Raw genomic sequence first — 20,003 nt, 5'->3', positions numbered from 1 at the left:
TCCACACGCAGATTTGGTACCTCGCGCGCTCGGAATCTGCATGCTCCAGCCCGCTGGCGTGAAATTGCTTGGGACTACGCCTTCATCCTCACACACCTAGGGATTACCAAATAAGCGGATATACCCTTCCAATGTGTCCCCCTTCCTCGGGGCACAAAAAAGGCTCTTTATTCCAATAAAGCGTATTATTCGCCGCTTTATTGGAATAAAGAGCCTTTTTAGCAGGTTGTCAGGGATGTCCCACAAGCCCGCGTTCTAGGGCGGCCGCGTGCACATCATCCCAGGTTCCGGAGGCTACAAGCTCGCCGTTTTCCATGACAAGTACCTCATCGACCGCCGCCAAAACCTCGGGAACCGTACGGTGCGTAATGTAAACAAACCCTTCCATGCTCTCAGAAAGAGCACGCTCAACCCGTCCCGCCGTAGCGTGGTCCAACCCAGTGGTGAGCTCATCCACAATATAGAAAGAGCGTTCGTGCAAGAGCATACGTGCGAGCAAGATACGCTGTTTCTCTCCGCCGGAAAGCGATCTCAAATCGTCGCTCAGCATATAATCAAGACCCTTCGCGGAAGCCCATTCGCCCAGACCTGCGCGCTCACAAGCCCAGAGAATCTGCACATCCGGCACCGACGGATCGTACAGACGAATATTCTCGCGCAGACTATCATGCACCAGATGACTATCCTGCGCGAGCAGCCCTAGGGAGACATGCATATCCTGTTCGGCAATCTCACGCAGATCGCGCGTCTGCCCATCTTCGTGTACCTCAATAGTTCCACTGTATTCGGGGTGATTTCCAAAAAGAGGTTTGAAAAGCGTAGATTTGCCCGAGCCGGATGCGCCAATCACCAGATACTTTTTACCAGTCTCAAATATGAAACTCACGCCATAACCCACCGACTTTTTGCCCAACGGCTTGACGTCACGATAGGTAAATGCGTCCAGTGTGAGAGGCTCGCCCGGTCGGTCATCTTCCGCAGCGGGTACTTCCGCATCAATCTTGTGAATAATCTCACGACCCGCGTAATACTGGGTCAGCAAACCTGTAGACATAAACAGCGGCATGCAAATCATACCGGTCAACTGGGCAAAAGCGACCACCTCGCCCACACTCGATAGCCCCGAGAGCACCAACGCCCCACCGGCAAGCCACGTTCCCAAATACAGAAGTTTCGTGAACATACTATTGACGGCGTCTACACGCTCCTGCGTGCGCTGATAGCTCCGCGCCGCCACGTACCATTCACTCAATTCTTCAGAAAAGCGTTTAGCCACGAATGAGTATGCGCCCAGGATCTTCCACCCCAAAGCACTGCGGAGCGCATCACCGCTAACCTCGTTCAACGCGTCGGTCCGCGAAGCATAAACTTTCGTCACTGCGCCAATACGTTTTCGAGTCAGCATCGGCATCAAACCCACCGGCAGGCTCAGCGCAAGAACAGCGCACGCCATGAACGGGTTCAGAATAAAAGCAGCGACAATGGCGAGAATAAGCTGCGTGGCAAGGTACCCGCCCCAGAAAATAACGTCAACATAGTTGGTTTTAATGTTTTCAAGCTGACTCGTGAACTGCGAAAAATAATATTCGGAGCTCCTGCCCGTCAACCGCGCTACGGGAGAAAGCCCGATGCGGCGGAACAGTTCTGCACGCAGATTATTCTGAATCTGCACCCCAGCGAGAGCGGCACGATACTGGCGTGCGTAACGAAAAAATGTATCGACGATAAGGTATACGGGCACGGCAAGAAACATCAGGAGAAAAAGCTTACGATCGTCCGTGATAACGGCATCGGAAAGGTACTTAATGAGCACACTTTCAAGCACCGAACTTACAGCAAGCACAAAAGTAAGCACGATAAGCATTAGGAGGGTCCCCGAGCTGAGACTTCGTATAATCTTCATGCTTTCCTATCCAGTCTACTATGCTGCATATCACTACTTTACCGTATGAGGGTGAATGTGCCGCGTGTCTGCTGCGGGCTTATCCCTTACTCATCGCGCTGCTGCACTCTATTCAGCATAAAAAGGCTCTTTATCCGAATAAAGCGATAAAAAATACGCTTTATTCGGATAAAGAGCCTTTTTAGCACCCAGTTATAGCATTTATCAGGGTGCTTAGGTAATTAGCCTTCCACACCGCAGGCCTGCAGAATAAGCTCACGCACGCGAGCCGCATCCGCCTGACCTCGGGTAGCCTTCATGACTTGGCCAACGATTGCGCCCGCTGCCTGAACCTTACCGGCACGAATCTTATCGGCAACATCCGGCATGGCCGCCAGAGCCTCCTCAACGGCGGCGGTGAGCGCACCATCGTCAGAGACCACAGCAAGACCGCGAGCCTCAACGATCTCGGCAGGCTTACCTTCGCCAGCAAGCACATACTCCAGAACCTTACGGGCGATCTTATCGTTGATCTTACCCTCGCCGATCAGCGTTTCAAGCTCCACCACCGTTGCGGGTTCAACTCCCAAATCGGTTAGTTCAACTTCCGCCTGCTTAGCTTTGCGGGCGATCTCGCCCATCCACCACTTGCGGGCAGCGGATGAGCTAGCCCCAGCGGCAATAGTCTGCTCAATAACGTCAAGAGCGCCAGCGTTGACCACGTCACGGAACTCTTCATCTGAGTATCCCCACTCCGCCTTCAACCGGCGGCGACGTTCCGCAGGAGGCTCGGGCAGGCTTGCACGCAGCTCTTCAACCCACGCCGTCTCGGGTACCACGGGCACCAGGTCGGGTTCCGGGAAGTAGCGATAATCGTCGGCATCAGACTTGGGACGCCCTGATGAAGTCTCACGGGTATCCTCATGCCAGTGGCGGGTTTCCTGCTGAATTTTCTCGCCACGCTCCAAAATAGCAGCGTGACGGCGAATCTCATAGCGTACCGCACGTTCCACCGAGCGCAGGGAGTTAACGTTTTTCGTCTCCGAACGAGTACCGAATTTCTCGCTCCCCTTGGGCATGAGCGACACGTTTGCGTCACATCGCACGTTACCGCGCTCCATGCGAGCATCCGAGATACCCAAGCCTTTGACAATCTCACGAATCGCCGCAACATAGGCGCGTGCCAGTTCGGGCGCACGCTCGCCAGCGCCCACAATCGGGCGGGTCACAATCTCGATTAGCGGAACACCGGCGCGGTTATAGTCCACCAGCGAGAATGCAGCGCCCTGGATGCGCCCGTCGGCACCGCCCACATGGGTGAGCTTACCGGCGTCTTCCTCCATATGTGCGCGCTCAATCTCGACGGTAAAGACGGTTCCGTCTTCGAGTTCCACATCCAGCTTGCCATTCTCAGCGATAGGACCGTGATGCTGCGAGGTCTGGAAGTTCTTCGGGGAGTCCGGGTAGAAGTAGTTTTTACGCGCAAAATACGAGATAGGTGCGATATCGCATCCCAGGGCAAGACCCAACTTAATAGCTGATTCAACTGCCACCTTGTTCACCACGGGAAGCACACCGGGCAGCCCAAGCGAGACCGGGGTGATATTGGTGTTCGGTTCATCCCCGAAAACGTTCGGAGCGGCATCGAACATTTTAGTGTTTGTGTTGAGCTCTACATGCACCTCAAAACCAAGCACCGGATCATATTTCTCGATGGCTTCTTCGAAGCTGAGGACTTCTTCACTCATTACTTGGTACCCCCAAAGTCAAAGTCGCTAATCAGATTTTCGGTGTTGGGAATGCGGGTGTAGAACGGCGCGCCCCAGGTATCATTCAGAAGTGCTTCCAAACCGGCACCCACTCGGTACAGGCGTGCATCCTCGCGTGCGGGGGCGGTGAACTGTATGCCCACTGGCAATCCGTCTTCGTCAGCAACGCCTGCCGGGAGCGAAATCGCAGGAACCCCTGCAAGGTTTACTGGCACAGTTGCCACATCGCCCAAGTACATCGCCATAGGGTCGCCCTTGGTTTTCTCTCCCAGTTTGAAGGCGGTCGTTGGCGAAGTCGGAGAAACCAGCACATCGCATTTCTCGAAAGCTGCGGTGTAATCGCGTTGAATGAGAGTGCGCACGCGCAATGCCGCACCGTAGTGGGCATCGTAGTTACCCGCTGAAAGCGCATAGGTACCCAAAATGATGCGGCGCTTAGTCTCGTCGCCAAAACCAGCTTCGCGGGTAGCCGCCATGACGCGCTCAATGGTCACGGGGCCGTCTTCGGGTATAACGCGCAGACCGTACCGCACACCGTCGTATTTTGCCAGGTTTGAAGATACCTCGGAGGACATAATCATGTAGTAAGCACTAATCGCTTCCTTCACGGAAGGAAGGGAAACTTCTACAACCTCAGCCCCAGCCTTCTCCAGCAGCTTTAGGGCGTCGTGGAAACGGTCAAGAACACCCTGTTGGAAGCCGCTGCCGGAACCGCCACCGAGTTCTTTAATAACGCCGATGCGCATACCTTTGAGGGATTCAGGGTTGGCACCCTCAAGAGCCTGAGCCGCAAAAGGACCGACTGGTTCATTCAAAGAGGTAGAGTCCAAGGGATCGTGGCCAGCGATAGCTTCGTGAAGCATCGCGGTATCGAGCACGGTACGGGCGCAGGGACCTACTTGGTCAAGTGAAGATGCCATAGCAATTACGCCGTAGCGGGATACCGAACCGTAAGTCGGTTTTACGCCTACAGAACCGGTGAGGGAGGCAGGCTGGCGAATAGATCCACCTGTATCAGTTCCAAGAGCTAAGGGAGCCTGGAAAGCCGCAACAGCGCTGGCAGATCCGCCGCCAGAGCCGCCGGGGGCACGATCAAGCGCCCATGGGTTACGAACTACGCCGAATGCCGAGTGCTCGTTCGAGGAACCCATAGCAAACTCGTCGAGGTTAGTCTTCCCCAAGATTGGCATGCGTGCTGCACGCACCTTACGAGTTACGGTACCGTCATAGGGGCTCATCCATCCTTCAAGCATGCGCGATCCAGCGGTGGTGGGCTGTCCCTTTGTGACGATCAAGTCTTTAACAGCGATGGGTACACCAGCAAGCGCGGGCAGCTCTTGACCTGCCGCACGGTCAGCATCAACAGCCTGCGCGGTCTCCAGGGCTTCCTCACGGTTGATGTGCAGGAAAGCGTTCAGACCGCTTTTACCGTCAGCGCGGTTCTCACTGAGTGGGGTGCCATCGGTTGCTTCAATGCGATCTATATGCGCCCGGGTAAGCTCAACGGCAGAAATCTCACCGGCTGCAAGTTTTTGAGCGGCTTCAGCCGCAGTGAGCACAATAAGTTCGTTCACGTCTTCCCCTTAGTCTTCGTCGAGAATTGCGGGCACGCGGAATTTGCCATCCTGCGCATCGGGGGCACCTGAAAGCGCCTCTTCCTGGGTGAGGGTCTGCCCCACAACATCTTCACGCAAGACGTTCTGAAGCGAAATCGGATGGCTGGTCGGGGGTATGTCTGGGGTGACGGTTTCAGACAGATGCTCCATCGAGCTGACAATAATATCGAGCTCTGCCGCCATAGCGTTGAGCTCGTCCTCGGTCATCTCGATGCGTGCCAGTTCGGCAAGGTGTTTAACCTGCTCGGTGGTGATGGCAGACATGATTCTCCGTTAGGTATACTTTCAATTCTCTATCTAGTGTACCCGCCGGCTCGCAGGTATGCTGACGTATTGGTGATCTAGCGAGAGAGTTTTTAGATTTGCAGGGACTCCAAACCTATAGCCTGCACAGAATAGATTTTCGCTCTGGCATTCATAAGTCTGAAGTGTAAAGGGCAGTATCGTGCCTAGACGTATATGAGCCCCACCTTCCCGAAGGAAGATGGGGCTCATATTGTCTACGTTAAGGTGAACTCCCTAAATTATGCGGGGATGTTCAGAACCTGACCGGGGAAGATCAGGTCAACGTTGTAGACAACGTCGGTGTTAGCAGCTGCGATTGCCTGGTAACCACCAGCAACGCCGAGCTGAGCAGCGATACCGGAGAGGGTATCACCGGACTGTACGGTGTAGGTGCCAGCAGCGGTTGCTGCGGGTGCCTGAGCTGCAGGTGCTGCTTCCTGAACAGGTGCTGCGGGAGCTTCCTGAGCAGGAGCCTGAGTCGTAGGTGCGGGAGCTGCAGGTGCTGCTTCCTGAACGGGCTCGGAGTAGGACTGCTGAGCCTGTGCCTGAGGTGCTACCTCCTGCTGAGCTGCACCGGGATCGGTGTAGGAGGGGGTTGCGTTACCGGACAGACCGAGCTTCGAGGAGCATGCGGGCCATGCGCCCCAGCCCTGCTGTGCAAGCAGACGCTCTGCTGCCTCAATCTGCTGTTCACGGGAAGCGTTCATGGGGGAACCGGACATGCCGACACCGTTCCAGGACTGCTGGGTGAACTGCAGACCACCGTAGAAACCGTTGCCAGTGTTGGTTGCCCAGTTACCACCGGACTCACACTGTGCCAGAGCATCCCAGGTGGATGCCGGTGCTGCGTTTGCAGCAGGCGCGGCAGCGGCTGCAGCTGCACCACCAATAGCGAGAGCAGCAACAGTACGGCGGATTGCGGAAGTGTTCTTCATAATGCTCCAAATAAGGCCATCCACGCTCACTCCGTCCCCGGAGCTTCATAGCGTTACCGCTCACCCGTTTTAACAAATTGATTACTTGTCGAGGCTCTACCATGTGAGCGGCTATCCACGTGATTCACGCTTCCACCATAGTCGCGTATTGCGGGGTAGACGGCAGAGGCGCATCCTCACGTGGGGACGTGCGGTAGAACCGGGCATCGTTTTGGGGTTTCCGGTCCCAAAACTAAATTTCTGATTGACTCCCAATAAAGGAATCGTTCTGCAGATAAAGATAGCTGAGAAAACTCAAGATTCCAACCTCTTCTATACTCTCAGCAAGCGTTCTGAGTTCTCACAGGGAACTCCCAGGTAAATTAACTCAGGGTAGGCTAAGTTCAAACTTTTAAAACCTCGATTCCTACTCATCCATTGCCATACCAAGGAAGCATACAAGAACGAATCTTCTATATTCTGTTTCTGGGGGTGGGCTTTATCATTTCGTAATAGTGACCCTCCACCCATTTAAAAATTTTTTAAAAAATTTTTCGCTTGCGGCGTGTTTTAAGGGTTCATGACGACATGAGTCCAAACCGCTTAACAGCTCTGCGGCGCGCTGGCGCGCCTTAGCATATATGCACGGTCTTTGGGAGATTATATGCTTATGTCACCCCATATAGAGCTATTTTCGGGCGTTAACAACTCTATTACCGGGTTTCAGGACCTTCATCGCAGTACATCATGCAGCCGCGCTACCCCACACCAAATACCAACTACAGCGTAACCTTTCGCCGTTATTTGGTAGATAACTCGGAGTAAGAGTCCTACTCCCCCGGTGCTAGCGCATCGGGCCCGTGGGCCAAAAGTTTCGTAAACCCGTCTTCATCAAGAACCGGAATTCCCAGGGCCTCGGCCTTATCGAGTTTTGACCCCGCAGAGGCTCCAGCAACCACAAAATGGGTCTTCTTAGACACAGACCCGGAGGCGCGCCCGCCCCGCACGATAATCGCTTCCTTCGCACTATCGCGGCTATAGTTCACAAGGGTTCCGGTCACAACCACGGTCACGCCTTCGAGCGTGCGTTCTATTGACGCGTCACGCTCATCTTCCATACGCACACCGGCATCCGCCCAACGGGCAAGAACTTCGCGATGCCAATCCGTTGCAAACCATTCGATAATCGAATCGGCGATAACGCCGCCCACACCATCAACAGCCGCTAACCTATCCCGGTCAGCCTGGGCGATCGCATCCATAGAGCCAAATTCGGTGGCAAGGGCTCGCGCCGCGGTTGGCCCCACATGGCGAATCGATAAGGCTACAAGCACGCGCCAGAGAGGCTGCGATTTTGCTTTCTCAAGCTCTACGAAGAGATTTTGTGTGTTCTTCGTAGGAACAGGGTCTGGCTTTGCTTTCGTGGGCTTCGTATAGAAGTACGGAACAAGCTCAAACTTGCCGGTACCCACCCCCTTGACCTTCTTCTCGCGGCGAATTTTCACATCGCGTAGATCTTCGGCGGTGAGATCGAAGAGGAACGCCTCACTCGTGAGCGGAGGCTGCTCAGGCTCGGCGGGAGCTGTCAACGCCTTAGCCGCCTCAAAGCCGAGTGCTTCAATATCGAAAGCACCCCGCGACGCGGCGTAGTAGATGCGCTCGGTCAGCTGCGCCGGGCAGGAACGGTAATTGGGGCAGCGCATATCGACGTCGCCCTCTTTACCGGGAGCCAACGTCGTACCGCAGGAAGGGCACTCGGTGGGCATAACGAACTCGCGTTCATGACCGTTACGAAGAGCAACCACAGGCCCCACGATCTCGGGAATCACGTCGCCAGCCTTACGAAGAACCACTGTGTCTCCGATAAGCACACCCTTAGCCTTCACCACATCCTGATTATGTAAGGTTGCGCGTTCAACGGTAGAGCCCGAGACAAGCACGGGTTCCATCACACCATAGGGAGTCACGCGGCCGGTACGCCCAACATCCACGCGAATATCAAGAAGCTTGGTATTAACCTCTTCGGGCGGGTATTTATACGCTACAGCCCAGCGCGGCACTCGCGATGTATACCCCAGTTGAGTCTGCGCTACAAAGTCATTGACCTTGATGACAATGCCGTCGATCTCGTGCACCAAAGAATGGCGCTTTTCACCGTACTCGGCAATATACCGAAGAATATCATCGACTGAAGTAAAAAGTTTGCTGTATGGACTGGTGGGAAGCCCCCAAGCGGCCAATTGCTCGTAGGTTTGGTACTGGGAGTTTACGTCTAGCCCGGTCCGCGAGCCCACGCCGTGAACATACATGCTCAGAGGGCGTTCAGCGGTCACGGCAGGGTCTTTCTGACGCAGGGATCCAGCCGCAGCGTTTCGGGGGTTAGCAAACGGGTTCTTCCCCTCAGACACCATTTTTTCGTTAAGTTTCTTGAAATCTGCCGATGAAATGAAAACCTCGCCGCGTACTTCAAGCTCCGCCGGATGGTTCTCCCCCGCTAATTTCTGCGGGATCGAGGCTATAGTGCGCACATTATGGGTTACATCCTCACCCGTAGTGCCATCACCACGAGTAGCCGCACGCACCAACACACCGTTACGATACAGCAGATTGACCGCAAGACCATCAATCTTCAGCTCCGTAAGCCACTGCGGTGCGGTGCCGGTGAGAAGACGGGTATTTTCCTCGGCCTTTGTTAGCCATGTCCGAAGCTCCTCAAGAGAAAAAACATCCTCAAGGGAGTACATGCGTACCAGATGGGTTACCGGCGAAAAAGCCTCGCTGACTTCTCCACCTACCTCTTGGGTAGGCGAATCGTTAGCAATCAACGCGGGATATTGTGCCTCAATCTGCTCAAGCCTGCGGTAGAGCCTATCGTATTCGGCATCCGAGAGAGTCGGGGCATCTTCCTGATAGTAGTCATGCCGGGCGGCGCGAATAGTATCGGTCAGCTCAGCATATTCGGCGCGAATAGTATCGGTCAGCTCAGCGCTCGAATCTAGCGCCTTGAGGGCACGGTCAAGGGATGCGGGAGTTTCAGCAAGATTTTCAGTCACCCCACTAGTCTAACCGTTCACTTTCCCCGATGCGCCGGTTAATGTCACAGGGAAAGACTAGTCTTGCGCTTCTATGGCGTCAGCAACAATCACGGTAATATTATCGCGACCGCCCGAGCGCAGCGCCTCATGCTGTAGCACATCGGCGGCATCTTGCGGGTGACGTATAGAAGTAAGAACACGCGCCATATATTCATGGGAAAGCTCGCCAGAAAGACCGTCCGAGCAGAGCATAAGACGGTCACCCGCTCGTGCGGGAAGCACCCAAAAATCGGGTTCCCAAAAATTACCTGTACCTAGTGCACGGGTAATCACATTTCTGCGCGGGTGCGTTAGGGCTTCAAGCTGAGTAATCTGCCCTTCATCCACCAGATATTGAACCTCAGAGTGATCAGTAGTGACCTGCTCAAGAGATACATTGCCCTCGTTGCCCGGCAGGCGTTCCATTTCAGCGTGGTGAATACCATCGTCTTCACGCATCAACCGGTATGTACGAGAATCGCCAATATTAAAGACAACCCACAGGTACTGCTGACCTATATTGGTAAGCCACGCGCCGGTTACGGTGGTACCGCCTGAACGCGAAAGCGCATCTTTAATACTGTCGTTCGTTTCACCCAAAATCTCACGTGTGCGATCAAGGGCACGCACAATTTCATGGTTCAGTTCATTTGTTAAACGACGATGGCGCTGCTTTGAATTTTTATCTTGGTAGTCCTGTTTAATCTTTTCGACACGCTGGCGGTAGTTTTCTTGTTCTTCTTCGCTCATACCGCCGGGTCGAGTAAAAAAATGCGAATACGCCAGCTGACGTACACACAACCGCGATGCGACCTCTCCCGCTTCGTGACCACCCATACCGTCGGCCACCACGCATAGAGACCCCGCTACAGCCATCGAGTCCTCGTTGTTGTCACGATGAGCCCCACGATGAGTCGCACCACCGGTGCGCAGGGTCAGGTTCAAGGGAGTTGCCATGATGTATCGTTCTCCGTTATGTAACTAGCGCCGGGCGTAACCGCCACAGGGTCTACATTACCAAAGCTACGCACGTTGCGTGTGCCTTGGTACGTCAGAGTAAAGCGGTCGCCATACTCTTTGAGCGTTTCGGCGGTCTCGCTGTCGGTCAGCACAGAACCGGGTTCCGCGAGAGATACCAGCCGTGAAGCAAGGTTTACGCTCGAACCATAAACATCTCCACGATTCGCCAGGACCTCGCCCCAAATAAATGCTACACGCACTTCTGGCAGTTCAGGGTCTTTTCCGATTTGCTCCGCCAGTTTCAGACTGATCTCGGCGATAGCCTCGGGAGCCTCCGTGAGGAAGAAAACTTCATCGCCTAGAGTCTTAATGATGCGCCCGCCACTCGGAGCAATAATATCGAGACAGCTTTGCTCAAAACGGTTGATAAGACGCGCTAATTCGGGGGCACTCAGGTTACGAACCAGGGAGGTATACGACACCAAATCAACGAAACCTACACCCCGCACGAGGGGAAGCTGAGCTGGCTCCGACCCCAGCTTTTTATTCTCGCGCAGAGCGAGACGAAGAACACCCGTATACATTTGACGACGATAAGCGTAGAGCGCGAGTTCTTCGAGAACCGGCATGAGATCTGCAAGACGGAAAAGAAGCTGACGGCGTGCCTGCGCATCGTCTACACCATCACGATCCATAATGTCGTGCACCAGCGTTTCAATCTGCCACGCCACAATGCGATCGGTCAGCTGCCCTACGGACCGTGTCAAAGAGACAATGCTCTCTTCCGCAACAAGATTCGTTCGGTTGAGATTCTCCAGGTCTTCGAGCATATTGACGTCGAGTTCCGTGAAATGGGGATCGGCAGCGTGAATATCAGGAAAACCCATATTGCGCCAGATCCGACGAGCATCTTCAAGGCTCATCTGCGCGGCAGCAGCGGCTTCTCGAGGTTTATATCGGCGACCCTCTCCCAGCAGGGCGCGTTCAAGCACGCGCACGCCTTCTTTTGAGGTTTCGTCACGGTAAATATTGTTTTGCGCTAGGTTCTGCAGAATACGCAGATTCAACATCTGGGTTTCGGGGCCCAACGTTCGGGGATTCTTATACGGGGTAGCCTCAACGCTATCGCCAGATAGGCTCTCATGAGTCATAGGCGTTGAGTTCTCCTTCCTTGTCCCCTGGATATATGCAACACACTGTATTCGGGTGCAATATTTCACATTAAGAATACCCGTGTGCTCTTCCGGGCAGACATAAAAAGTATGCTTGCCCACATTATTCTACCCTTACCAGGCAAAAATCTCGCCCGCTAGACCCTAAACATAACTAACACGTAACGGATAGTAGTCCTGCCAGGCATGCTCGACAATATTCCGGAACCGTTCGGGGTTTGGAAGGTGCATAAGCTGGTGCCGAAACCCTCCTGCATAATCAACATGGAAAGATCCGTACCCCATCCAAGCGCCCAGGCTACTCTGCGAAACCCAACGATTTCCCATGCCGTCAAGCAGCAAGGATATGTCAGCCTTACGGCGCATCAGGCCCTTAATAATCATGATGCGATGCGTGGTGATAGCGTACCGTGTGACAGACCAGCGCCATATCTTACGAAGAGCCACCAGAGCGGTAACCACAGCTACCACACTGCCCGCCCAGAAGAGCAGCCCCGATGATCGTGCGGTCGAGGCAAAACTTGCTGAGGTAAAGGCCACCAGCAGGTAGACAAAGGCTCCCACAAGAGCGCCGGGATGAGCCCTCGTTAGGACAATGGTCTGTTCGCCGGGGTAGAGTTTGCCACGCAGTTTCATGCTTATGCCTTTGCAGAAGTATTAGGGGTTATCTCAGACGGTGTTGGCGTTGGAGAATCTTCCTGTCTGAGGGCAGGGTAAAAATTACCGTAGCTTCCATCCGCCGGACGCAAATGTTCAATGTCTCCTACGGAATAGGCCTGCACGGCACCGGTTGTATCACGGATTAGGATGCGCCCTTGAGCATCAAGATCGGTTGCGGCCCCGGTGACGATGCGTCCATCAGGAAGGTGCACCGATACCTCGGCTCCCAGTGTCACCGTGGCGGCACGTGCCTGATCAAGCAGAGACTGTCCGCACAACAAAGTTTTTTGGGGGTCTCCCCCAACACTTACAAACTCACGATAGCGACGGGCAAAAATGGTCAGCATACGGTTCAAAACCACATGGTTATCAACGGGTTCACCGCGTTGGATAAGAGCGCTCGTGGCGGTCGGTACAGGCACCTGGTCTTCACGCATATTCAGGTTCTGCCCAATCCCCACGACAATACTCATCTGCCCTTTCTCCTCCGGTACTTGAGCCGGTTCGCTCAGAAGCAGGGCGAGAATACCGCATGCCTTACGACCTTGAATGACCAGATCATTGGGCCATTTCAAGGCGGCATCAAGCCCCAACTCACGCCAGACATCAAGCACGCTTAGCCCGGCAAGCATAGTCAGCCAATGGTAGCTTGTAATCGGCAGCTGCTGCCCAACACCAGCATGAGGGCGCACCACAATGCTGGTGGCTAAGCAAGTACCTGCAGGAGCTGTCCACGCGCGGTCCATACGTCCTTTTCCGGCAGTCATATAAAGGGTGGTAAAAACCGACAGTTCCCCCAATTCGGTACGTTCGCACGGTTCCCCGCGTGTAAGGCGCCGAACAATTTCGGTGTTCGTCGTATCGACAACATCGTAAACGCGCACGAAGCTGTACCCTGCCTCACGTGCTTCGGGAAGAATACGGGACGGATCAAGGATTGCAGGCCTCTGGTCTGGTAGCGACATATGTACCATCATAGTGGCTCGGAGCCTTGTACACTCTGTACTTCGTGATGCTGAGCTCTCATACGGGTGTGAGATAGTAGAGTAACTGGGGTCTACGCCCTGCGCGTACCCTTGGAGACAGATAACCACCGGTAAATACCACAGGAAAGGAACCAGCCATGGCATACTATGTCATTTCTTACGTCTACGGAGACCCAGCCCTTCAGGATGCACATCGTCCGGCGCACCGTGAATACCTCTCTACACGCGTTCAGGAAGGTACGATCGTAGTTTCCGGTCCGCTTCTGAAAGACTCGGTGTCCGTAGGTGCTCTCCTAATCGCTCAAGTTGATTCTTTTGATGCCGCCGAGACCATCGTCAAGAACGACCCCATGAAAATTGGCGGTGCCGTCGAGTCCTACACTATCGGCGAGTGGAACCCGGTTCTGGGCAGCATCCGCTAGTTTTACCCCTCAGCACCGTTTTCGACCCGCCGCTTTGTGCCCTCACCAGGCAACGAACCGGCGGGTTTATCCCGATGGAGCATAGGAATCTGAGGCAACACATATGACGAAAATACGCGGGTACCTGGCACCATGACCGCCCCGCACACTATAGTTGATAGGGTAGCTTTTCTAGCCTGAGAAAACCTACTATCCGTATCGACACCGCACGTCATAAAAACCCTCTACGCATGATGCGTGCCGCACGAATCGAGGAATACATGTCTGAGAACGCTCAGGAATACGACTTGAGTACGACCGCCGGTAAACTCGCCGATTTTTATGCTCGTCGCGAGCAGACCCTTACCCCCGGCGGGCAGGCCGCTATAGATAAACAGCATGCACGCGGTAAGAATACGGCACGCGAGCGCATCGATATGATTCTCGATGAGGGTTCTTTTGTAGAGTTTGATGCCTTAGCTCGCCACCGTACCACGGCTTTCGGTATGGACAAGAAAAAACCCCTCGGTGACGGCTTAGTTTCGGGCTACGGCACCATTGATGGGCGTCTTGTCGCTATCTATTCTCAAGATTTTACGGTGTACGGGGGTTCGCTCTCGCAGGTGAACGGCGAGAAGATCGTGAAGGTGCAGAAGTTTGCCCTCAAGAATGGCTGCCCGGTGATCGGCATTAACGATGGCGGCGGGGCTCGCATCCAGGAGGGGGTGGCCTCTCTGGCGCTGTTTGCCGATATTTTTCGGATGAATGTGCGTTCTTCGGGTGTTATTCCACAGATTTCAATTATTATGGGCCCCTGCGCAGGTGGTGCCGCATACTCCCCCGCGCTCACTGATTTTATTGTGATGGTCGATAAGACCTCGCATATGTTTATCACCGGTCCGGACGTTATTAAGGCGGTCACCGGTGAGCAGGTTGACATGGAAACCTTGGGCGGCGCCCGTCAGCATAATGCAATGACTGGCACGAGTGCCTACCTTGCCGAAGATGAAGAAGACGCTTTCGATTTCGTGCGGGAGCTTTTGGAATTCTTGCCCTCCAATAACCTGTCAGAGTCGCTGCCGTTGGATCATGACCAGGAGTTTGAGGTCGTGGTGGATGATCTGGATCTTGATACTCTCATCCCCGATTCTGCGAATCAGCCTTATGATATGCGCGATGTGATCGAGTCCGTGGTTGATGATGGGCATTTCTTTGAGCTTCAGGCGTTATTTGCCCCGAATGTCATGATTGGTTATGCCCGTGTGGAGGGTCGCACGGTGGGTATTGTGGCAAATCAACCTACGCAGTTTGCGGGATGTCTCGATATTGCCGCCGCTGAGAAGGCGGCGCGTTTTGTGCGTAATTGCGATGCTTTCAATATTCCGATTTTGACGTTTGTGGACGTTCCCGGATTCTTGCCGGGTACGGATCAGGAGTTCAACGGTATTATTCGCCGCGGTGCTAAACTGCTCTACGCCTATGCGGAGGCGACTGTACCGCTCATTACAATCATTACCCGCAAGGCTTTTGGTGGCGCATATATTGCGATGGGGTCAAAAACGCTGGGAGCCGATATTAACATGGCGTGGCCTACCGCCCAGGTGGGTGTGCTTAATGGTCAGGGTGCGGTCAATATTCTTTATCGTCGTGATCTTGCCGCGGCTGCGGAGGCTGGCGAAGATATTGAGGAACGCCGTTCTGAGCTGATTGAGCAGTATGAGGAAGAGATTCTGAACCCGTACCAGGCCGCCGAGTTGGGGTATGTGGATGAGGTTATCGCTCCGCATGAGACCCGTGTGCGTATTATCTCTTCTCTTCGCGCGCTGCATGATAAACGTGCCGCTATGCCAGCGAAGAAGCATGGGAATATTCCGCTGTAGTTCTTGACCGCTCTTAGTTCACATTGTGATGCAGTACTGACCGGAGTTCGAACCAAGATACTGCATTATATTATCGGTTATTTATTGTCAGGAGGCGCCTGTGGCAGGCTACAATCCGCTGAATTATTTCTCTTTCGGGAAGAAGAAGGATGCTCCTACGACTCCCAAAGAGTCCGCTGATCAGGTTTTACCGCAGAACGGCGCTTCGGAGGCTGCCCCGCATGCTGATACCGTGGATCCTGCGGATATTCAGGATGATTCACAATCTTCCAAGCAGCCTCTGCTGCGTGTTATCAAGGGTAATCCGACGGTTGAGGAGATTGCCGCACTCACCGTATTGGTAGCTTCATATCAGAGTTCGCAGACTCAGCAGGAGCACAATTCGATTCTGACGGCGGCTTCTCGTTTGCTTAACCGGCGTCAGCGGCTGGGGGCTTCGCTGCGTCCCGGTCCGGGATCGTGGCGTAGGGCTCGCCCGATGTAACCTTGCCTTCGCTGCGGCAAAATATCGAGTCTCGTGCGCTATAACGTACGAGGCTCGATGTATATAAAGAGAAATATGTATCGCTTCTCTGGAAGATATTTAGATGCCCTATATACTAGGTATATATAGCGAACCACACTAAAATGCCCGAAAGGTGGTTCAGGTATGTCTAAAGAATACAAAAATTATGCTGTGCCGCTTGAGGCCGTTGAGATTCTTTTTCTGCCGGCTCTGCGGCGGCTTAGCCGTGCAGTCCCCCGCACCGTGGCGGATATATCGCAGTCCCTCTCTGAACAAACACACGCTTTAGGCACCAAAGAAGAACTTCAGGATCTCAAATCCGATGCTTTTATGCACCAGGTCAAGGCGACGCTCCAGGCGATGGCCCGCTTGGGCTATGTGCTGGTCGTTCCCAAAACCACAACCTCGAAAACTCGCTATCTGCTCAGCGATTCCGGTGCCGACATTCTAACGGCGCAGATTCGGCGCCGCGGCAGCGTCATTCCCCAAAGCGCTCGATATGAGCTCCAAAAACTGTTTACTCCGCTTTATGCAAGCGCTCCTAAGGGTTCTGACACGTCGGATTTTCCCGATACCCCAGCTTCAGAAGATAAACACGAGCATAGTTCATATACCCCGATGACCACGCCGTTGAGCTCCGGCGCGTCTTTGCGGGATGCGCATCCCGATCTTATTTTGGCTCAGGCGGCATATGCGGCAGATTTTGCCGGTGATCTTATCGAACGTATTTATGCTGTTTCACCAACATATTTTGAATATATTGTGGCAGATGTCTTTAATTCTTTAGGGACTTTTCATGCAGCAGTTATAGGCGGTCCTAACGATCACGGGATTGATGTTCTTGTACATTATCCTAAAGAACTTTGTTTTCCGCCTATCTATGTTCAAGCAAAACATTATTGTGGATCATCAAAAGTAACCCTCAGCGATATTCAAAAATTTGCTGGAGCAGTTCTTTTACACAATGGGTTACAGGGCGTTTTTGTTACCTGTGGAGAATTTGCTGCGCAGGTTCCGCAACAAATGGAAGCCCTTCCCGGAGGCAACCGCATTGCTCTGGTTGACCGTGACCGTTTAGTTTCACTGATGATTCGGCACCGTGTGGGGGTTATTCATGCTCCGGGAGAATGCACCTACAGAATTGATGAAGAGTACTTCTCCCGCGGGATTCCGCAGGATTCTCATGGGTGATACCTTCGAAGGACAGCAGAATCCTGTATAAATAGACCGCAAAGCTGGATCAGCAGTTCTGCGCGCCTTCCTGCCATAATTCATCCTTTTGGATGAATACACTTATTCCTTTTTCCCGTTTATACTAGTAGAACAGTAAATATAGATATCAACAGGGGTACTTGTGACCATCGTAAATACGAACATGCTTCGGCATGAGAAAACACCGGTAGATAACATTCTTAAAGCGCTTTCCTGGGATGATATTCCAGAGGAGTACCGCGATGATTGCCGTGATATTGCGGTTCGAGCGGCATTAGCGCTTTTACGCCAATTTGAACGAGCACATGAGCACGGACAGAAACTGCTTTTTCCCGAACTTTACACTCCAGTTGGGGTTGAAATAGGTTTCACCATGACCCAGCGCTATATTGCGGTGGGTAAATCCGTGTTATTTCGTGATGCGATTGACAAAATTATTGTCGCATTCGTAAATCATGATTATCTTGATGTATCGCTCAGTAATCTGCATCCGGGAAATTTGCTCTATTCTTTGAGCGAACGTGGGCTTGATTTTCTTCAGCGCTCTGAGGACGAACAGCGTGAAATTCTAGAGGATCTTTTCTATCCCATTATTGGCACGCATTTGTTCTATATGCAGGATTACTATCCGCGACTGCTGGCTCAAATTAATGTGCGCAATATTGCTCCTATTGCCCTATCGGTTATTCCGCTGCATCTGAGCGTTACAGAGAGTAAACTTCGTGAGCTTGTGATGCGCGAATGTGGCTTTGTGCAGGGATGGTACGGTCTCACCCAACTGGAACAGCAGCTTTTTGAGACATCATGCGCCGAATCTGTGCGTGGACTTCTTGATGCAGGCTACCTGCGCCCCAAGGAACACCACGATAAGATCGCATATGCGCTCACGACCGAGGGTAAGAATCTGCGGTACAGTTTCCCGCACGGGGTGCCCGCCCAGGCACTCAGCGATATTTTCGATGATGCTCCCGTATCCTTGCTCACGGTGGATCAGCTTAAACACCATGAGAAACTTCTCATTCGTATGGGGCACGTCATCATGGATGCGGTACTCGCCAAAGGCGAGAACGCGAAGCTGCCCCTGGCCGATGTGGATCGTGCTATTGCCCAGGATGCTGAGATTCAGCAGCTTGCAGACGAAGACTCTCCTGAGTATTTTCAAGGACGCGAACATGTTTATGATGTACTGTTGGCGCACCGTTACCTCGAAGAGGGAGATGAAGACGAGCAAGAGGTCTTCATGGTGGGATCTGCCTACGTCGATGCTCTTAGTAGCATAGAAGACGGCTCGATTGACGAGTTGATGCGCCGCGCGTTCCTCGATCCCGCGGCGGCGGAGCAGATTCCGCATCCGCATCATATGCTTTTCGACATTCTGACCTTGGTGCGTGACAACCCGGATATCAATTTCTACGACCTGTTCGCGAAGGTTGAGGACACGCTGGATTTGCCGTATCTGCAGGCTCGTTTAGCGCCGCATCGCTCCAATACGACTCCTCGCGTGCGCAACCGGTACGCGGTTGCGGTTCAGGTTTTGAAGCAGGAAGGCTATCTGCAGGTTCACGGTGGACAGAGCGGTAGGCTTTCTCGCAAGGATCCCGAACGGTACACACTCACGCAGAGCGCCATAGAACTTTTGGATCGCTTCCCCAACGGTATTCCGGAGACTGTTGCCGCGCGTATCGTACCGCTTCAGAAGCAGGCACTTCGGCACAAACTTCCCGAGGATATTGCGGCTGCGCTCAATACTGGCCGTAAACCGTATGAGAAGCGAGAGCATTCTCAGGATTCCTATTCCTACCAGAATTCGCGCGGGCATTACGGGTCGGGTCCTCGCTCGGGCTATGGTGCCCCCGTTCAGGCGACCCCGCAGAACATTGCCCAGGCGCAGGGTGGTTCGGGTATTTCTTCGGCAGCTTACGCTTCTGCACAGTCTTTCACCCAGCCTGCCCCCGCCTACCAGGCACCTGCGCCGGTACCGTCTCAGACACCCGGTGTAGAGCAATCGTCGGATGCACCTTCGGACGCTCTCAGCGCCGTCGAAGCCGCAAGGAATGCCGTGCAGGATGCGCAGAGGCGCTACCGCGATGTTTTCAAACGTGCTCTCCTTCAGCCCCAGCTGCAGGCGGTGACGAAGGACCGTTTCACCGATATTGCGGCAGACTTGTTCTCGGTACGAGGATATACGGCTGAACGTGCGGATGCTTCACAGGGTGTTCAGGTTATTGCTTACCCCTCTGGTGGGCAACGCGACCGCGCATTCTATGTGCGGGCTCAGCGTTCAGCCGACGGTGCGGTCAGCGTACAGGATATTACCAACCTGTACCTCTCTCTGGAACAATTGGGCGGTCAACTGGGTGCGTTTATCACGGATGGAACTTTCGGTGACGATGCATACGATGAGTACATTCGATGCTCCACCAAGTACCCGCATATTCTGGTGGATCTTATCGCGGGCGACGAGCTCATGAACCGTCTAATTGCCCATCGTTTGGGTATTCGTGACGGTCGGGTGCCCGGGACGATAGAGCTCGATGACGCGTATTTCAGCGGTTCTGACTCCGCTGCATCGTAATTATCTTAAGTACCCTTCACGCGACGGTGGCTGATAATCTCAGGATTGCTCAGCCGCCGTCGCGGCGTATGCGGTGCACGCAAGTTTCGGCGCTTCACGTACTGGACATACA

General features: G+C 53.7%; 15 protein-coding genes. 5 read left to right on the top strand and 10 right to left on the bottom strand.

All coding sequences use genetic code 11. The features are described from left to right. Positions 1 to 229: 229 nt before the first annotated feature. The 10 genes from HMPREF2804_RS04125 to HMPREF2804_RS04080 all read right to left on the bottom strand — a co-directional run bounded on the left by HMPREF2804_RS04125 (position 230) and on the right by HMPREF2804_RS04080 (position 13,297). A complete protein-coding gene (locus HMPREF2804_RS04125; RefSeq protein WP_070627378.1) occupies positions 230 to 1,903 on the bottom strand; it encodes an ATP-binding cassette domain-containing protein in 1,674 nt (557 codons plus the stop codon). 221 nt (positions 1,904 to 2,124) lie between these two features. After that, positions 2,125 to 3,630 (bottom strand): Asp-tRNA(Asn)/Glu-tRNA(Gln) amidotransferase subunit GatB, encoded by a 1,506-nt coding sequence (gene gatB / locus HMPREF2804_RS04120; protein ID WP_070449156.1) that lies wholly within the window; start codon positions 3,628 to 3,630, stop codon positions 2,125 to 2,127. After that, the gene (gene gatA / locus HMPREF2804_RS04115) at positions 3,630 to 5,225 is read right to left on the bottom strand and encodes an Asp-tRNA(Asn)/Glu-tRNA(Gln) amidotransferase subunit GatA (RefSeq protein WP_004006193.1); all 1,596 of its coding nucleotides are present in this window, start codon (positions 5,223 to 5,225) and stop codon (positions 3,630 to 3,632) included. Before gatA ends, gatB begins: the two co-directional genes overlap by 1 nt. Positions 5,226 to 5,234: 9 nt before the next feature. Beyond that, positions 5,235 to 5,531 carry an Asp-tRNA(Asn)/Glu-tRNA(Gln) amidotransferase subunit GatC gene (gene gatC, locus HMPREF2804_RS04110; RefSeq protein ID WP_004006192.1) on the bottom strand — a complete coding sequence of 99 codons (297 nt, stop codon included), beginning with the start codon at positions 5,529 to 5,531 and terminating at the stop codon, positions 5,235 to 5,237. A gap of 260 nt (positions 5,532 to 5,791) precedes the next feature. Beyond that, positions 5,792 to 6,487, bottom strand: coding sequence for a transglycosylase family protein (locus HMPREF2804_RS04105; RefSeq protein WP_172461385.1), 696 nt, complete (start codon positions 6,485 to 6,487; stop codon positions 5,792 to 5,794). Positions 6,488 to 7,296: 809 nt separating this feature from the next. Further along, positions 7,297 to 9,447 (bottom strand): NAD-dependent DNA ligase LigA, encoded by a 2,151-nt coding sequence (gene ligA / locus HMPREF2804_RS04100; protein WP_239661864.1) that lies wholly within the window; start codon positions 9,445 to 9,447, stop codon positions 7,297 to 7,299. A gap of 129 nt (positions 9,448 to 9,576) precedes the next feature. Further along, a complete protein-coding gene (locus HMPREF2804_RS04095; protein ID WP_004006189.1) occupies positions 9,577 to 10,497 on the bottom strand; it encodes a PP2C family protein-serine/threonine phosphatase in 921 nt (306 codons plus the stop codon). Further along, positions 10,482 to 11,651: an adenylate/guanylate cyclase domain-containing protein gene (locus HMPREF2804_RS04090; RefSeq protein WP_048751560.1), complete on the bottom strand. Its 1,170-nt coding sequence runs from the start codon at positions 11,649 to 11,651 to the stop codon at positions 10,482 to 10,484. The genes HMPREF2804_RS04095 and HMPREF2804_RS04090 overlap by 16 nt, the downstream gene beginning before the upstream one ends. A 165-nt stretch (positions 11,652 to 11,816) precedes the next feature. After that, a complete protein-coding gene (locus tag HMPREF2804_RS04085) occupies positions 11,817 to 12,308 on the bottom strand; it encodes a PH domain-containing protein (protein ID WP_070449166.1) in 492 nt (163 codons plus the stop codon). 2 nt (positions 12,309 to 12,310) lie between these two features. Continuing rightward, on the bottom strand, positions 12,311 to 13,297 hold the full coding sequence (locus HMPREF2804_RS04080; RefSeq protein WP_083296676.1) for a biotin--[acetyl-CoA-carboxylase] ligase: 987 nt from the start codon (positions 13,295 to 13,297) through the stop codon (positions 12,311 to 12,313). 158 nt (positions 13,298 to 13,455) lie between these two features. Between HMPREF2804_RS04080 and HMPREF2804_RS04075 the strand changes: the two genes are divergently transcribed. From HMPREF2804_RS04075 to HMPREF2804_RS04055, 5 genes are all read left to right on the top strand, one after another. Further along, complete coding sequence (locus HMPREF2804_RS04075; RefSeq protein WP_004006185.1) at positions 13,456 to 13,740, top strand: YciI family protein; 285 nt, start codon at positions 13,456 to 13,458, stop codon at positions 13,738 to 13,740. Between the two features lie 260 nt (positions 13,741 to 14,000). Next, the gene (locus HMPREF2804_RS04070; protein ID WP_070534864.1) at positions 14,001 to 15,599 is read left to right on the top strand and encodes an acyl-CoA carboxylase subunit beta; all 1,599 of its coding nucleotides are present in this window, start codon (positions 14,001 to 14,003) and stop codon (positions 15,597 to 15,599) included. Between the two features lie 100 nt (positions 15,600 to 15,699). Next, a complete protein-coding gene (locus HMPREF2804_RS04065; RefSeq protein ID WP_070627376.1) occupies positions 15,700 to 16,083 on the top strand; it encodes an acyl-CoA carboxylase subunit epsilon in 384 nt (127 codons plus the stop codon). Between the two features lie 165 nt (positions 16,084 to 16,248). Beyond that, a complete protein-coding gene (locus tag HMPREF2804_RS04060) occupies positions 16,249 to 17,295 on the top strand; it encodes a restriction endonuclease (protein ID WP_070449177.1) in 1,047 nt (348 codons plus the stop codon). Between the two features lie 163 nt (positions 17,296 to 17,458). Next, entirely contained in the window at positions 17,459 to 19,891 is a 2,433-nt protein-coding gene (locus HMPREF2804_RS04055) for a restriction endonuclease (RefSeq protein WP_239661863.1), read from the top strand. Positions 19,892 to 20,003 lie beyond the last annotated feature (112 nt).

Source organism: Rothia sp. HMSC065G12 (assembly GCF_001811455.1).
Taxonomy (GTDB): Bacteria; Actinomycetota; Actinomycetes; order Actinomycetales; family Micrococcaceae; genus Rothia; species Rothia dentocariosa.
The sequence above is the reverse complement of the archived record's forward strand: the minus strand, read 5'-3'. Positions and strand labels throughout refer to the sequence as shown.

What these genes read in the sequence shown, in the direction of transcription:
- HMPREF2804_RS04125 (WP_070627378.1), bottom strand. Translation starts at nt 1,903, where the DNA reads ATGAAGATTATACGAAGTCTCAGCTCGGGGACCCTCCTAATGCTTATC.
- gatB (WP_070449156.1), bottom strand. Translation starts at nt 3,630, where the DNA reads ATGAGTGAAGAAGTCCTCAGCTTCGAAGAAGCCATCGAGAAATATGAT.
- gatC (WP_004006192.1), bottom strand. Translation starts at nt 5,531, where the DNA reads ATGTCTGCCATCACCACCGAGCAGGTTAAACACCTTGCCGAACTGGCA.
- HMPREF2804_RS04105 (WP_172461385.1), bottom strand. Translation starts at nt 6,487, where the DNA reads ATGAAGAACACTTCCGCAATCCGCCGTACTGTTGCTGCTCTCGCTATT.
- HMPREF2804_RS04095 (WP_004006189.1), bottom strand. Translation starts at nt 10,497, where the DNA reads ATGGCAACTCCCTTGAACCTGACCCTGCGCACCGGTGGTGCGACTCAT.
- HMPREF2804_RS04090 (WP_048751560.1), bottom strand. Translation starts at nt 11,651, where the DNA reads ATGACTCATGAGAGCCTATCTGGCGATAGCGTTGAGGCTACCCCGTAT.
- HMPREF2804_RS04085 (WP_070449166.1), bottom strand. Translation starts at nt 12,308, where the DNA reads ATGAAACTGCGTGGCAAACTCTACCCCGGCGAACAGACCATTGTCCTA.
- HMPREF2804_RS04080 (WP_083296676.1), bottom strand. Translation starts at nt 13,297, where the DNA reads ATGTCGCTACCAGACCAGAGGCCTGCAATCCTTGATCCGTCCCGTATT.
- HMPREF2804_RS04075 (WP_004006185.1), top strand. Translation starts at nt 13,456, where the DNA reads ATGGCATACTATGTCATTTCTTACGTCTACGGAGACCCAGCCCTTCAG.
- HMPREF2804_RS04070 (WP_070534864.1), top strand. Translation starts at nt 14,001, where the DNA reads ATGTCTGAGAACGCTCAGGAATACGACTTGAGTACGACCGCCGGTAAA.
- HMPREF2804_RS04060 (WP_070449177.1), top strand. Translation starts at nt 16,249, where the DNA reads ATGTCTAAAGAATACAAAAATTATGCTGTGCCGCTTGAGGCCGTTGAG.